Genomic DNA, 15,357 nt, shown 5'->3' on the forward strand with positions numbered 1-15,357 from the left:
GCACTTGTTTGAATGTATTCTTCATGGTAAGGACTGCGACAAGAAGGTCCTTCTGCCATGTTTTTATAAATCGGAATGTTAAAACTAAACTATTTTCTTGCGGACATTTTTATTTTATCGGCTGAAAAACAGCCGATAAAATTGTCGTGGCGGAAAATAGAATGGTTACAAATTAAAACAATAATTTTATGAAATTACGGTTAGCACAATCCTTTTGCTTCATGTTGTTGTGTAGTTCTGCCCTGACTGCACAAACGACGCAAGCTATCGATGTTGAATTACACAATGTAACTCTGGCAGAAGCTTTGAAAAAGCTCGAAAACGAAAGTGGCACTCATATCTTGTTCGACTATAAAGATGTTGAGTCTTATCATGTGACTTTTCATGCAAAAGATCAGACCCTCGAGGATATAATAGGGATAATATTACAAGAAAAGCCACTTATTTATACGAAAGTACGTGAAAAAACTTATGTAATTCAAAAATCAGATTCTGTACAAAAGAGGTTGGAATATACACTGTCTGGTTTGGTTACAGATTCTCTAAGTCGCCCTATTGATGCTGCCGTTGTCAGCGTAATAAATTCTCAAACAAGTACTTCTCTAAGTCAAGGTATTACGTCTGATAAAGGTATTTTCAAACTCGCTGCAAAAGGAAATATTCAGTTATATGTCAGTTGTTTAGGTTATATTCCCTTTTTGACCTCTTCTTTTGAGCTTGACCAGGATACTACTTTTCATATTAAACTCCAATCTGCAAGTATACTTCTTGACGATATACTTGTGATAGGTGAAAAACAGACTCCGTCTGTACGAATTGTAAATGGTAATACAGTATTTTTTCCAAAAAATAGTTCTACTTTAGCTGGTAGTTCTGCTTTAGATGTGTTAAAAAAGACACCAGGCATATTGGTAAATGGTAACGATAATATCAGTATAGGTGGGAGAAATGGCGTATTGATAATTTTTAATGGAAAGCCTACTTACATGAAACAGGAAGAACTGGTTTCCATACTGAAATCCATGTCATCGTCTGCCGTAACTTCAATAGAGATTATCAATAATCCTTCAGCTCAATATGATGCCGAAGGATCTGGAGGAATAATTAATATTAATACACAGCAACAGCATTCCGAAGGTTATTCCTTTTCGATAAATAATGGTGTATCTTATTGGGATAATATTCGTCAGAATACTGAGTTAACATTTGGTTATACACATGGTAAGTTTAGTCTAGTAAGTAATTATCATCATCAGTTTGGATATTATAACTTGGATTATGGGATGCGTCGTATTCAGGCGGGGAAAGAATTCTATAGTCCGACTATTGATACAGACAAGCGGAAGACTATTGCCGGAAGTTTAAATTTTGAATATAAATTCAATAAACAAAATCTCGTTGGTGGAGAGCTTACGGCAAATGCCTTGTTTGGGCCTGGGCAGACTATTACAACAACAGAGATCAGAAACTTGGAACAAAATAAACTTGAACAGATTCTTTATGCTAGAAACGAATATTATATGCAAAAAGGGAATCGTTATGGAGCAAATCTCTATTACGTATCAACTCCTAAAGAAGGTGTAAAATATACAGTTGATGCAAATTATGCATGGTTTGATGGTGGCTCTGGTAACTTACAGCCTAATACATACCAATCGCCAGATGGGATGGTTTTGAACGATTTTCTTTATAAATCGGTAAACAGTAGGAATATTCATATTTATGCTTTAGCATATGCCCAGCAACATAAAATTGGAAAAGGTGATTTAAAATCTGGTATTAAATATTCTAACGTTAATGCAGACAATGGTTATAAATTTTTTGAGATAAAAGATAATAAAGAGATAATAGATGTTACGCAATCCAATGACTTTACTTACAAAGAACAAATACTTGCTGCATATTTACTCTATGTATATCCGTTGAATAGTAGGATAAATTTGGAAGTCGGGTTAAGAGGTGAAAAAACTTGGTCTGAGGGAGGTTTGTTTACTGTAGATGGAGTGGGTGATAAGAATAACAAAAGAAATTATTTCAATATATTTCCTTCTGTGAGTATGAATTATCAGATAGCAGACGAACAGGCTCTTTCTATCAGTTATGGGAGTAGGATAGACCGACCTGCTTATCAGGATTTGAATCCGTTTGAGTACTTACTGGATGAACTTTCGTATTGGAAAGGAAATCCTTTCCTTATGCCTCAGAAAACTTATCGGATCAGTGCAACCTATAGTAATAAGTACACTTCTGTAACCGCTGCTTATACCTATATGAAAGATTATAAGGCGCAGATTACTGATACTCTGTCTATTAACAAAGTAATTATGACTCCTAGAAATATTGGTAAGCAACAACAGTTCTCGATAACCTTTAATCAGGGCTTAACTCCGGTTCAGGGGTGGGAGATGAATTTGAACTTAGTTGGTTATTACGTTTATAAAGATATTGCTTTTGATACGTACCGGAAATTTAAAAAAGATGCTATAGCTGGAATTTTTACCATGATGAATACATTTCGTCTTCCTTGGGAACTCCGATTGGAAATGAATGGGTCGTATGCAACTAAAAGACTTGGAGCCTCAAATGAAAAAATGGATTCAAGTGGATACATTGATATAGCACTTGGCAGGGCGTTTATGAATAAACGGTTAGCTGTGAATTTATCATTGACAGATTTGTTTTGGACTAACAATTGGGATAATTATAGTTCATTTGAAGGTTTTCATCTTTGGAATTGGGGAAAGGGTGAGTCAAGACAAATAAAGCTGAATATATCTTATAGATTTGGGAAAGAAAAGAGTAGAACTCATAAGCAAGACTTTAATGAGTTAGATCGTTTGTAATGTTTACCAAACATCATTGATTATTTCTTTTTTATGAATAACGGAAGAGCCATAGTATTCCTAAAAACAGGTTTACTATGGCTCTTTCTATATCCAGTGAAATTCACTGATGAATTCCCTTTAACTGTTTTTTTTATTTGCTGTATTTTTCGAGCAATCCAATGGCTACTTCATCACCCAGTTCTTTGGCCTTTTTCAGATTAGCAATACCTTTTTCTGTCTGTTTCTGCTGAACCTGAATATAACCTAACATACGGTAGGCTGGAGCGTTTTGCGAATCAATAGAGATTGCTTTTTCGAGAGCTTGAACTGCTTCTGCTGTTTGGTTGACACGTAAACATACTCCTCCTTTTTCTACCCAGTAATTTACATTTTGAGGATCCAGTTCGATAGCTTTATTAATATCATTTATAGCTTGTTGGAACATGCGGCATTGCATTTCTGCCTGCGTGCGGATCAGATAAAATTCGGCAGAAACTTGTCCCATCATGGCATCATAAAAATCGTTGTAATCTGCTACGGCTCCCCGGAAATCTTTAACAGCTGTTTTGGCTCCCGCACGTTCATACAGGTATGGAGCTGCATCTTTTCCGTATGGTTTATTAAAGCGTGCTACAGCACTATCCATTAGTGCAACGACTTCTTTTTTGTCTACACCTTCCATCAAGTCTTTTGCTTTTGCACTTGAATAGAATGTAGCTGCCGATGCAAGTGAGCTTTTGTTTACCGTATCATAAGCTGCAAAAGCTTCAGCGTATTTCTGCATGGCAAAATAAATATCTCCCTGTACCTGATAATAGATGGGCTGTTGGGTTATCTGGATAGCTGTATTGATTTCATTAAGTGCCCGTTCGAAAGTCCAGTCTGCATATGTAGGCTTGTCTCCTTTATTCAACTGGTAACTGTAAATCAGTTTGGCAATATTATAATGGGCATCATCTTTTTGTTTGGCAATGTCGAGCATCTTCTTCAGATCTTCTTCGGCAAGTGCATTGTGACTGTCATCACCGAAATTTATGTAACAGGTAGCACGGCGCAGATACCCTTCCTGATTCTCTGGATATTGGCTGATGAAATCGTTTAACAATCCCAGGTAACTGTCACGATCGAGTGTAGATGCTGCCATGTAGAGATAAACCAATGCTTGTGATTCATCTTCAGGAAGCCCTTTCTTTATACCGATAGAGTTTAGCGTAAGATCATTTACCGATAGTGCACTGATAGATAGTGATGAAGCATAAGTTACTCCAATAGCATAGCTTTCTTTACTTTCCGGATCAGAATTTTTTTGAATAAGTCCCAGTACTTCGCCATTTCCGTTCATTATCGGACAGCTTACAGTTTTATCTGTCGTTTGCATATTCAACGTATAGTAGAAAGAGTTATTCCCTATCGTGTCAATCTTGGCAATCGTTCCATTCTGTCCGTTGGCAGATTTCTGTGTTGAGTAGGGAAGCAGGTAAACTGTTTCTCCTGGTGTAGCAGCTTGTAATGCTGGTTGTAAAGCTGCTGCCTTTTTGTCGAATTCCGTTTTGAACTTAACGACATCGTAAATGTCGTTTGCGCCCATAATATATTTTACAGGTAGTTCTTTACCATCAGCGGTAACAATGACTGCATGGTCGGCTCCTTTAAACAGACTGTAGTCGGAAACAGCTGTTCCCTGTTCATCTATATAGAATCCGTTTCCTGTATTCAGAATTTGATTATCCTTGTTGTAGGTGATAACCGAGAATACAGCCTTTTTGGCTTTATTTGCCCATTTGGGGAGTTCTTGTGAAAATCCTGTAAGGAAAGACATTCCACAAGCTAATATGAGTATTGTCTTTTTCATGTGTCTTTAGCGTTTACGTTTTATTCTTCATTTGTGAATCCACGTTGCTTGACAGCTTCGTAAATCAGGATTCCTGCAGCTACAGATACGTTGAGTGACTCGATGGAGCCAAACAGAGGTATTTTTATCCATTCGTCGCATAAAGCAAGATGCTCGTAAGGAACACCGGTGTCTTCTGCTCCCATAATGATACAAGTTGGATCGGTATAAGTTGCTTTGGTATAGTCGTAGTCACCTTTTTCGGTTGCTGCTACAATTTTGAATCCACTATCTTTTAAGAACTTGATAGTGTTAGTAAGGTTGTTTTCGCGACATACGGGAATGGTATGCAATGCTCCTGCTGAAGTCTTGATTGCATCGGCATTTACGCTGACACTATTTTTTGAAGGGATAATAATAGCATCTACTCCGGCACATTCACAAGTACGTGCAATGGCTCCGAAGTTGCGTACATCAGTCAGTCCGTCCAGCATGATCAGCAACGGATTTTTTCCTTGTTCAAACAAGAAAGGTACAATGTCTTCCGTACGCTGGTAGGTAATAGGAGAGATGAAGGCAACTACTCCCTGATGGTTTTTCTTTGTAATACGGTTGATACGCTCTACCGGTACACGTTGTACAGGGATGAATGTTTCCTTTAATACAGCAAAAAGCTCTTTCGATAAGTCGCTTTGGATATCTTTTTTTACCAGTACCTTATCGATTTCCTTGCCTGCCTGTATGGCTTCTATAACGGCTCTTACGCCGAATATCATTTCATTTTTTTCAATCATATGCTGTTTTCTAATTTCGTTTAAAGATTTGAATTTCCTTCCAACAGTGCACGTGCATTGTTCAGTGCAGCCTCAGTCAGCGTACTTCCACTTAACATGTTGGCTATTTCTTTTATACGCTCGTCATTGTTCAGCAGACGAATGTAGCTGTTTGTTCCTGTTTCTGTATCTTCTTTGTATACCTTATAATGCGCAATGCCTCGTGCTGCAATTTGCGGAAGATGGGTAATGCTGATAACCTGACGGTTCTGACGTCCCATATCTTGCATGATGAGTGCCATTTTTTCGGCAATAGAGCCGGAAACGCCTGTATCGATTTCATCGAAAATGATGGTCGGTAATTTTACAGCTCCGGCAATCATAGCCTTTAGGGAAAGCATTACACGAGCAATTTCGCCACCGGAAGCAATGGAAGCCACATTTTGTAAAGTTCCGTTTTTGTTGGCTGAGAAAAGGAACGTCACGCTGTCCATCCCGTTGGCATCTGGTTCTTTGCGTGGAGTAAGCTCTACTGCAAAACGTACATTGGGCATACCCAACGGGACGAGTAGGGACTTCATATGCTCTTCTATATGTCGTGCAGAAGCAGTGCGAAGTGCTGTTAGTTGGGAGGCTTGTTCCAATACAGCGTTATACAGCTTCTCCTTATGCTGATTCAATTCGGCAATGCGATCGTCGAATGAAGTAATAGCATCCAGTTGCTGTCGATAGTGTGCTGTTAGCTCGATAAGTGCTTCTGTTGATTCTACCCGATGTTTTTGCTGAAGGCTATATATCAGATTCAGCCGCTCGTTTACATATTCCAGTCGTGAAGGGTTAAATTCTATTTCTTCTTCAGCTCCGGATAAATCGTGTGCAATGTCTTTCAGCTCAATATAACAGCTGTTCAGTCTTTCAGCCCAATCGGAGGCAGGAGCATATACACGCGATATGGCTTGCAGGGTTTGCATACACTCTTTGGTATGTGAAAGTGCACCGCCTTCATCTCCGTCAATCAGCTGTTCGGCTTTATATAGTCCGGCTTTTATCTCTTCCGCATGACTTAACGTATCTGCTTCTTGCTCCAATTCTGTTTGTTCGCCTTCTTGTAGGTTAGCTTCCTCCAACTGTTCCAGTTGGAAACGAATATAATCTTCGTCTTGGCGACTTTTTTCAGCTTGTGCGATAAAATCATCCAGCTCCCGACATACCTGTTTATAGTCGGTATATACTTGCTGATATTGAACGAGCTGTCTGTCATCTTGTGCCAGAATGTCGAGAATGTTCAACTGAAATCCTTCCTTGTTAAGGAGCAGGTTCTGATGCTGGCTATGCACATCAATCAATTTTTCGCCCAAAAGTTTCATTTGTGCCAGCGAAGCCGGAGTATCATTGATAAAGGCGCGGCTTTTACCATTTATTGAAACCTCCCGGCGGAGAATACATTCTTCTGGATCATATTCGATATCGTTTTCAGCAAAAAAAGATTCCATTCCATAATTTGAAATATGAAAATGGGCTTCGACAATGCATTTTGATGCTCCATTTTTAATCGCTTTTACATCAGCACGCTGTCCCAATAATAATCCGATAGCTCCCAGAATGATAGATTTTCCGGCTCCTGTTTCACCTGTAATAACCGAAAAGCCGGATGTGAAATTGATATCCAGCTTGTCGATTAATGCATAGTTTTGTATGTAAATGGACTGTAACATATGTATTCCTTTCGGTGAGCTTAGTGAAGTATAGAGGCAAGTTTGTCAATAATATCTTCAGCTACTTCCTTTTTCCCTTTTAGTGGATAAGGAGTTTCTCCTTGTCGTTCGATGATGGTAATTTTATTGGTATCGCAACGGAAACCGGCACCTTTATCGTTCAAGGAATTGAGTACGATGAAGTCAAAATTTTTCCGTACGAGCTTATCTTGGGCGTGCAGAATCTCGTCATTAGTTTCTAATGCGAACCCGACCAAGAGCTGATGTGGCTTTTTCTCTTTTCCAAGTGCAGCAGCTATATCCTGAGTTGGCTTCAGACGTAATACCAGATCGTCTTTCTCACGCTTTATTTTATGATCGGCAGTTTGTTCCGGAGTAAAGTCGGCAACGGCAGCACAGAGGATACCTGCATCTGCCTGAGCATATGCTTCTTTGGCTGCTTGATACATTTGCTCTGCACTTTCTACATCTATGCGGTGAATGTTAGGATGAGATACATTCAGGTTTACAGGACCACTGATTAGTGTCACTTCCGCACCACGTTCAGCACAAACTTCTGCCAGTGCATAACCCATCTTTCCGGAAGAGTAGTTGCCGATGAAACGTACCGGATCTATTTTTTCGTAAGTAGGACCGGCTGTTATCATTACTTTTTTGCCCTTCAAATCTTCTTGTTTGGCAAAAAAGTTTTCCAGTGCTTCTACTATTTTTTCAGGTTCTTCCATTCTTCCTTTACCAACCAGATGGCTGGCCAGTTCGCCCGAAGCCGGTTCGATGATATGGTTTCCGTATGAACGGAGGATATCCAGATTATGTTGAGTAGAGGGATGCGCAAACATATCCAGGTCCATTGCCGGAGCAACGAATACCGGGGCTTTCATCGAGAGGTAAGTTGTGACCAGCATATTGTCTGCAATACCATGTGCCATCTTACCAATGGTGGAAGCTGTGGCAGGAGCTATGACCATTGCGTCAGCCCACAGTCCTAAGTCGACGTGACTGTGCCATGTTCCGTCGCGTTGTGAAAAGAATTCACTGATAACAGGTTTGCTGGTCAGTGCCGATAGTGTAATAGGAGTAATAAATTCTTTTCCGGCCGGGGTGATGACGATTTGTACTTCTGCGCCTTTCTTTATCAACAAGCGTGTCAGTACCGCAGCTTTGTAGGCTGCAATACTGCCTGTAATACCTAATACTATTTTTTTCCCTTTCATTATACTTATTTCACCAATCCGCTTTCGCGCAATCTGATTTTTGTCAATACATTCTTTGTATTCAGTGTAAAGTCTCCGTTTAATATCCAGCCATAGTATCCCGGATCACGCTGTAATACCTCTGCTACAGAGATTCCTTTGTATTTACCGAAATTGAACACTTCTACACCGTTGTCATCAAATACAATACGTCCTGCAAAATCTACATTCTTACTATAAGTAGAATATTCGGACAGGAATTTGATATCATTTTCCAATACGTCCGGATAATGATCAAGCTGGGCCTTCAGCACCTCATAAGTTGCACGTGTGTCTGCTTCAGCGGTATGGGCATCTTCCAGATTCTTTCCGCAATAAAATTTATATGCTGCTGATAAAGTGCGCTGTTCCAACTTGTGATAAATAACCTGTACATCAATAAATTTACGTTTGGTAAGGTCAATGTCTATACCTGCACGCAAAAATTCTTCGACAAGCACCGGTACGTCGAAACGGTTGGAATTAAATCCGGCAATATCTGCTCCTTCCAGGTCGCGAGCAATGTCTTTAGCTATTTCCTTAAATGTCGGACAGTCGGCAACATCTTCGTCGTGAATACCGTGGATGGCAGTAGAAGCTTCCGGTATATGCATCTCCGGATTGACACGCATTGTTTTGCTTTCCTCGTTTCCGTTAGGATATACTTTCAGGTAGCAAATTTCGACTATACGGTCTGTATTTATGTTCGTTCCCGTCGTTTCCAGATCGAAGAAAACCAACGGGTTCTTTAAATTCAGTTTCATATACAATATTTTTGTTTAAGCTTTAAATAGCTCTGAAGTTAGTTTTTTATCAGTCGTTCAGCATCATCGGCATCAGCAGCATCAGGATATCTTCATTTTCTTCCTGTTCTTCCGGTACGATGACTCCTGCACGCGACGGATCTGCCAGTTCGATAACTACATTTTGTGCAGAAAGATTGTTCAGGATGTCAATCAGGAATGATGACTTGAATCCGATACTCATAGCATTGCCTTCATACTGGCAGATGATTGTTTCCTCTGCAGAGGTAGAGAAGTCGATGTCTTGTGCTGAGATTTTCATCTGATTTTCAGACAGACTCAGTTTGATAAGACTGCTGGCCTGAGAAGAAAATACAGAAACACGACGTAATGCGCTGATAAATGCAGCACGGTCGATGGTTGCTTTATGTGGATTGTTTTGAGGAATTACCGAATTGTAATTAGGGTAACGTCCTTCGATCAGACGGCAGACCATGCGGTAATTTTCTAACGTGAATGAAGCGTTGCGGTCGTCGAAACCGATTTGTACATCACCTTGCTCTTTCGGCAACAGGTTCTTAAGTAGGTTTGCAGGCTTCTTAGGCAAAATGAATGCAGCTTTTTCATCACTATGCGCAGCAAATGTTTTGCAGCGAACTAGTTTATGACCGTCAGAAGCTACCAAAGTAATGTCTTCCGGAGTTATATCAAAATAGATACCATTCATTACCGGACGCAATTCGTCGTCGGCTGTTGCAAAGATGCTGCGGTTTACTCCACCCATGAGGACATCAGCAGGAATGTTGACTTGTACGGCATTACTGCCCAGTTCCTGTGTTTGCGGATATTCGTCTGCATTCTGTCCCATTAAACTATATTTACCGTTTTGGTATTGTACAGTGATTTCCAAATTGCTTGGGTTAATTTGGAAACTCAATGGTTGTTCAGGAATTTCTTTCAGAGCTTCCAGTAGCGTTTTTGATGAAACGGCAAGATGGCCGTCGCCATCGAACTCGTTCACTTCGATGGAAGTAGACAATGTGGTTTCATTGTCGGAAGCAGTCATCGACAGTGTTCCGTCTTGTAATTCCAGAAGAAAACAATCTAATATCGGTAATGAGTTTTTTGAGTTGATAACACGACTGATAGCCTGTAAGTGGCTGAATAAGGCTGTACTTGAAACAATAAATTTCATGGTCTTTCGTATATTAATTATTTTCTAAATTATATCAAAATATGTCTTTCGGACGAATGTTTTTGTCCGGATAATAAAGCACTTTGCAGTGTGCTGTTAATCTTGCCAAAGTTACGAAAAGATTGTAGATGCATTGCAAAAAAGAGGGTAAAAATTAGTTTTCTTCTTCGGAAAAGCGTAATTTCGTGACCGATTTAAAAACTTAAAATATGGAATTAGCAGGAAAAGTTATAGCAGTTCTTGAACCCAGAGGTGGTGTTTCTAAGAGTGGTAATGAATGGAAGGTACAGGAATATGTCATCGAAACTCACGACCAGTATCCTCGTCGGATGTGCTTTGATGTGTTTGGGGCAGACAAGATACAGCAGTTTAATATTCAGGTAGGTGAAGAATTGAATGTCTTTTTTGATATAGATGCTCGTGAATGGCAGGGACGTTGGTTTAATAGTATCCGTGCCTGGAAGGTAGAACGCGTTTCTGCTGCTCAGCAGATGCCGCCTATGGATGCTCCTTTCCCTCCGATGAATGCTGCACCGGCTGCTCCGGTTGACTTTGCTGCATCGGATGAGAAAGATGATTTGCCTTTCTGATCATTCTTCTGTTGAAAAATATTACGGGCTCATGCAGTATGCTTTACAAAGAAAGCGGTTTGCATGAGCCCGTCTGTATTATAAGCTGTATGTCCTTTATTCAAAATCGGCAGGGTAGACCAGTAGTTGATACATGATAGCTTTTGCCATACGGTAGTGTCCTTTTGCATTAGGGTGAAGGCGGTCAGTCACTTCATCGTGGAAATATTGGGCATGGGTGTCAAACATTGGATATAATCCGCTGATGCTGTTTAAATCTATTACTGGAACAGCCCATACGTTTCCGGCTTCCTTTATGACGTTTACATACTCGTCTACGTATAATCCTAGTTTATTGGGAAAGGCTTCCTCTGGCTGAATGTTTTCATTGCTGAAACGTGCTTGAGCCCGGTGTATTGGAGTCATTAAAATAATTTGTTTGTCGGGAAAGTTTTGTTTCAGGTAACTGAGGGCTTCATTGATTCTACCACGGAATGTATTGCTGTTCAGATCGGTATTTCTTCTCTTGCGTACTTCTTTTCCTCCACCTTTTATAGTTGTTTCTTCGTAGCTGAACGTATACCATTCTCCTAAGGGAACTCCGGCATTATAATCGTTTGTCCCGGCAAAGATGATAATGGCATCTACTTCATTTCCGATTTCTGCTTTCAGCCTCTGTGCTTGTTTCAATACACCGTTCCATTGATTGCCATTGATACCATAAACCAGAGGTTCGATCCCCAGCATTTCTGCCAGATATTGCCAATAATTTTTGGTGGTTCCTACATGCTTTTTATCGGTGATGGAATCACCCAGGAAGGCGACTCTTTTTCCTTTCCATTGACTCTTTTGTATGTTTGTCGATGCTTTTGGCTCATCTGTTATTGCCATACAGGGACTTGTCTGGGTACTCAAGAGTAGTCCCGACAGAAGATATGCCATATATTTTGTGTACATGATGTTTCTTTTGTTTCTGGATACTAAAATAAGGTGAAAAATAAAGCACAGATTTCACGAATTTATCAGATGTTTTTACCTGAAAGGAACTCGTGTAATCTGTGCTTGGACTGGGATATTATTCTTTTATTCCCACTCGATTGTGGCGGGTGGTTTTGAAGAAATATCGTAGCAAACGCGGTTTACGCCTTTTACCTTGTTGATGATGTCATTTGACACTTTTGCCATAAATTCGTAAGGCAGGTGAGCCCAGTCGGCAGTCATGGCATCAGTGCTTGTGACAGCGCGCAATGCAACGGCACGTTCGTAAGTACGTTCATCACCCATTACACCAACGCTTTGTACTGGAAGCAGGATAACACCAGCTTGCCATACTTGATGGTAAAGAGCTGTTTCATTACCGTTTGCATCTTTTACTTTCCAATCGCGCAAACCTTGGATAAAGATGTCATCGGCGTCTTGCAGGATACGTACTTTTTCGCGTGTAATATCACCGAGGATACGTACGGCAAGTCCCGGTCCCGGGAACGGATGACGAGTGATAAGATGCTCTGGCATGCCTAATTCACGACCTACACGACGAACTTCGTCTTTGAACAGCAGGCGAAGAGGTTCGCATAGTTTCAGGTTCATTTTTTCTGGCAAACCACCTACGTTGTGGTGACTCTTGATTACAGTACCTGTAATTGACAGAGATTCGATGCAGTCAGGATAGATAGTTCCCTGAGCCAGCCATTTTACATCTTTTATCTTGTGAGCTTCTTCATCGAACACATCGATAAAGCCCTTACCGATAATCTTGCGCTTGCGTTCCGGTTCGGTTACGCCTGCCAGTTCACTAAAGAATTTTTCGCTTGCATCTACACCGATAACGTTCAGACCAAGACATTCGTAATCATGAAGAACATTCTTGAACTCATTCTTACGCAACATACCATGGTCTACAAAAATACAGGTCAGGTTTTTACCGATCGCTTTGTTCAGCAATACGGCTGCTACTGATGAGTCGACACCGCCACTCAGACCGAGTACAACCTTGTCGTTGCCCAATTGCTGTTTCAATTCGGCTACGGTTGTTTCGATAAATGATGCAGCACTCCAGTCTTGCTTTCCGCCGCAGATGTCAACCACGAAGTTTTTCAGCAGTTGAGTACCATCTTCGCTGTGGAATACTTCCGGATGGAATTGCACACCCCAAAGTTTTTCTCCTTTAGCCTGATAAGCTGCTACAGCAACTTTGTCGGTAGAAGCGATGATTTCGAAATTTTCAGGGATAGCTGTGATTGTATCTCCGTGACTCATCCATACCTGAGAGTGTTCACGGATACCTTTCAACAAGGGATTCTCATGATCGAACGTTGCCAAGTGTGCACGGCCATACTCACGAGTATTGGCAGGTTCTACCTTTCCACCGTTGGTATAAGCCATAAACTGTGCACCATAGCAAATACCTAAAATAGGATATTTGCCTCGGATATCAGTCAGATCAACCTTGAAAGCCTTTTCATCATAAACAGAGAATGGGCTTCCTGACAGGATAACTCCGATAACCGACGGGTCATTGTGTGGAAACTTGTTGTAGGGAACAATCTCGCAATACATGTTCAGCTCGCGTACACGGCGGCCGATAAGCTGCGTGGTTTGTGAGCCAAAGTCGAGAATAATAATTTTTTCCTGCATATATTTATTCTATCTGTAAGATTTTCTATGCGTGCAAAGATACTCATATTTTTTTATAAATACTACAAGTGCTTTGCAAAAAACCTGGGCATGTTTTATGAAAAACATCTCGATATTTTTTTATTTTTTGTACGAAAGTAGAAAACCTTTGTACAAAATTTTTAGAGATATCGAGAACTTTTAGTTGAAATATCCAGAGGCAGGCATTTTTGCTACAAAATATTACGGAAATGAGGATATGAAGTATGTAGATGGATAATTTCTTCTTGGCATAATATAAATAAGGTGTAGAAAAAAGTCTGGTTAGAGAGCATGTAGAGAGGGCTTTTGTCTTTTCCTAAAAAGAAATAAATGTATCAAAAACTTTGTAACGTATGTTTTTGGGAGGCATTGTGTAGAAGGTTTTGTTGGATGAAATTCAAGCAACGTGTAAACTATGGATTGCAAAATGCTATAAAACATCCTTTCTTACTGAGGTATCAAGGAAATTTGCTGAAAAAACGTCTTGATTTTTTCTTAATTTTAATACTTTTCATTACTGTCCCGTAAAAGTGGATAAATAGTTCTTTGAAATAACTGAAATATAGCTTATTATACTCTATTTGTAAAGCGCGACGATTTGAAATTGTACCTTTGAAACCAAATCAAATGGCTTCAAATGAATCAAGACAAATATGTTTTCGCTCAATTGGTAGAGTTTTTGAACAACAATAAATTCAGAAGAATCGTGGACAAATACGATGGAAATCGTTACGTCAAACATTTCACTTGCTGGAACCAGCTTCTTGCTATGATGTTCGGACAGCTAAGCAATCGTGAGAGCCTACGCGACCTGATTGTTGCATTGGAAGCACATCAAGCCAAGTGTTATCATTTGGGATTGGGTCGTGAACCCTTGGCCAAAACCACACTTGCATCAGCTAACCAAAATAGGGATTACAGAATCTTTGAAGATTTTGCATTCTTCATGATGAAAGAAGCCAGTGATAAACGAGCTACTCATATTCTGGATATCGAAGGAAAGAAGTACGCTTTTGATTCAACCACCATTCCGTTATGTTTGGCAACATTTCCTTGGGCTAAATTTCGAAGTAAAAAAGGTGGAGTCAAGGCACATGTCCTTTATGACATTGAGGCTCAGGTTCCGGCTTTTTTTACAGTAACCACAGCTTCAAAACATGACTCAACAGCAATGTCTGCAATTCATTATGAACCAAATGCATACTATATTTTTGATAGAGCGTATGATTCGTTTAAGGAACTATATCGGATTCATCTTACTGGCTCTTTCTTTGTCGTAAGAGCCAAGTCGAATCTTAAATTTAAGTTCTGCAAATGGAAACGCAGACTACCAAAGAATATACTATCTGATGCTGAAGTGAAATTATCAGGATATACCTCTGAAAAGAAGTATCCGGAATCATTCAGGATTATCAGGTTCTATGATGAAGAAGATGATCGTGAATTTACCTTCCTGACAAATGCCAAACATATATCTGCACTTGATGTAGCTAATCTCTATAAAAAGAGATGGCTTGTAGAACTGTTCTTCAAATGGTTGAAGCAGCACCTTAAAATCAAAAGGTTCTGGGGCACCACAGAAAACGCAGTCCGTATTCAGATAAGTGTGGCTATTATCACTTATTGTTTGGTAGCTATTATCCAACATGATTTGCACTTAAGCCGTTCGACCTATGAGGTCCTACAGATTTTGAGCATTTCATTAACGGATAAAACACCTTTACAAGAGTTGTTCAATAAGACTAATTTCAATGATGTCAAAGAGCAATTAAATCCCCTTTTCCCGGGGTTGTTTGATTAATATTTAATTCGTCCC

At 39.9% G+C, this 15,357-nt stretch carries 11 protein-coding genes and 1 pseudogene; 4 read left to right on the forward strand and 8 right to left on the reverse strand.

All coding sequences use genetic code 11. The features are described from left to right. Together BACCOP_RS21625 and BACCOP_RS09115 are read left to right on the forward strand one after the other, a co-directional pair. A pseudogene (locus BACCOP_RS21625) lies at positions 1-82 on the forward strand (transposase domain-containing protein); the annotation flags it as partial. Positions 83-188: 106 nt separating this feature from the next. After that, positions 189-2,843 carry a TonB-dependent receptor gene (locus tag BACCOP_RS09115; RefSeq protein ID WP_148315617.1) on the forward strand — a complete coding sequence of 885 codons (2,655 nt, stop codon included), beginning with the start codon at positions 189-191 and terminating at the stop codon, positions 2,841-2,843. A gap of 133 nt (positions 2,844-2,976) precedes the next feature. On the opposite strand, the gene BACCOP_RS09120 is transcribed toward BACCOP_RS09115, so the two are convergent. Genes BACCOP_RS09120 through dnaN form a run of 6 tightly spaced genes read right to left on the reverse strand, consistent with a single transcriptional unit; the run spans position 2,977 to position 10,314 of the window. Next, the gene (locus BACCOP_RS09120) at positions 2,977-4,677 is read right to left on the reverse strand and encodes a trypsin-like peptidase domain-containing protein (protein ID WP_007568540.1); all 1,701 of its coding nucleotides are present in this window, start codon (positions 4,675-4,677) and stop codon (positions 2,977-2,979) included. A 20-nt stretch (positions 4,678-4,697) separates the two neighbouring features. After that, a complete protein-coding gene (rlmB, locus tag BACCOP_RS09125) occupies positions 4,698-5,450 on the reverse strand; it encodes a 23S rRNA (guanosine(2251)-2'-O)-methyltransferase RlmB (RefSeq protein WP_007568542.1) in 753 nt (250 codons plus the stop codon). 20 nt (positions 5,451-5,470) lie between these two features. Beyond that, complete coding sequence (recN, locus tag BACCOP_RS09130) at positions 5,471-7,144, reverse strand: DNA repair protein RecN (RefSeq protein ID WP_007568544.1); 1,674 nt, start codon at positions 7,142-7,144, stop codon at positions 5,471-5,473. Between the two features lie 20 nt (positions 7,145-7,164). After that, positions 7,165-8,358, reverse strand: coding sequence for a bifunctional phosphopantothenoylcysteine decarboxylase/phosphopantothenate--cysteine ligase CoaBC (coaBC, locus tag BACCOP_RS09135; protein ID WP_007568546.1), 1,194 nt, complete (start codon positions 8,356-8,358; stop codon positions 7,165-7,167). A 5-nt stretch (positions 8,359-8,363) separates the two neighbouring features. After that, positions 8,364-9,140 (reverse strand): 3'-5' exonuclease, encoded by a 777-nt coding sequence (locus tag BACCOP_RS09140; RefSeq protein ID WP_007568548.1) that lies wholly within the window; start codon positions 9,138-9,140, stop codon positions 8,364-8,366. Positions 9,141-9,189: 49 nt separating this feature from the next. Then, positions 9,190-10,314: a DNA polymerase III subunit beta gene (gene dnaN, locus BACCOP_RS09145; protein WP_007568550.1), complete on the reverse strand. Its 1,125-nt coding sequence runs from the start codon at positions 10,312-10,314 to the stop codon at positions 9,190-9,192. 209 nt (positions 10,315-10,523) lie between these two features. Between dnaN and BACCOP_RS09150 the strand changes: the two genes are divergently transcribed. Continuing rightward, the gene (locus BACCOP_RS09150; RefSeq protein ID WP_007568552.1) at positions 10,524-10,904 is read left to right on the forward strand and encodes a DUF3127 domain-containing protein; all 381 of its coding nucleotides are present in this window, start codon (positions 10,524-10,526) and stop codon (positions 10,902-10,904) included. 96 nt (positions 10,905-11,000) lie between these two features. Here the strand turns inward: BACCOP_RS09150 and BACCOP_RS09155 are convergent, their stop codons facing one another. After that, the gene (locus BACCOP_RS09155) at positions 11,001-11,774 is read right to left on the reverse strand and encodes an SGNH/GDSL hydrolase family protein (RefSeq protein ID WP_007568554.1); all 774 of its coding nucleotides are present in this window, start codon (positions 11,772-11,774) and stop codon (positions 11,001-11,003) included. A 192-nt stretch (positions 11,775-11,966) separates the two neighbouring features. Continuing rightward, positions 11,967-13,520, reverse strand: coding sequence for a glutamine-hydrolyzing GMP synthase (gene guaA / locus BACCOP_RS09160; RefSeq protein ID WP_007568557.1), 1,554 nt, complete (start codon positions 13,518-13,520; stop codon positions 11,967-11,969). Between the two features lie 658 nt (positions 13,521-14,178). Between guaA and BACCOP_RS09165 the strand changes: the two genes are divergently transcribed. Continuing rightward, a complete protein-coding gene (locus BACCOP_RS09165; protein ID WP_007564783.1) occupies positions 14,179-15,342 on the forward strand; it encodes an IS4 family transposase in 1,164 nt (387 codons plus the stop codon). The last annotated feature ends 15 nt before the right edge of the window (positions 15,343-15,357 follow it).

Origin of the sequence: Phocaeicola coprocola DSM 17136 (genome assembly GCF_000154845.1) — a bacterium.
Taxonomy (GTDB): Bacteria; Bacteroidota; Bacteroidia; order Bacteroidales; family Bacteroidaceae; genus Phocaeicola; species Phocaeicola coprocola.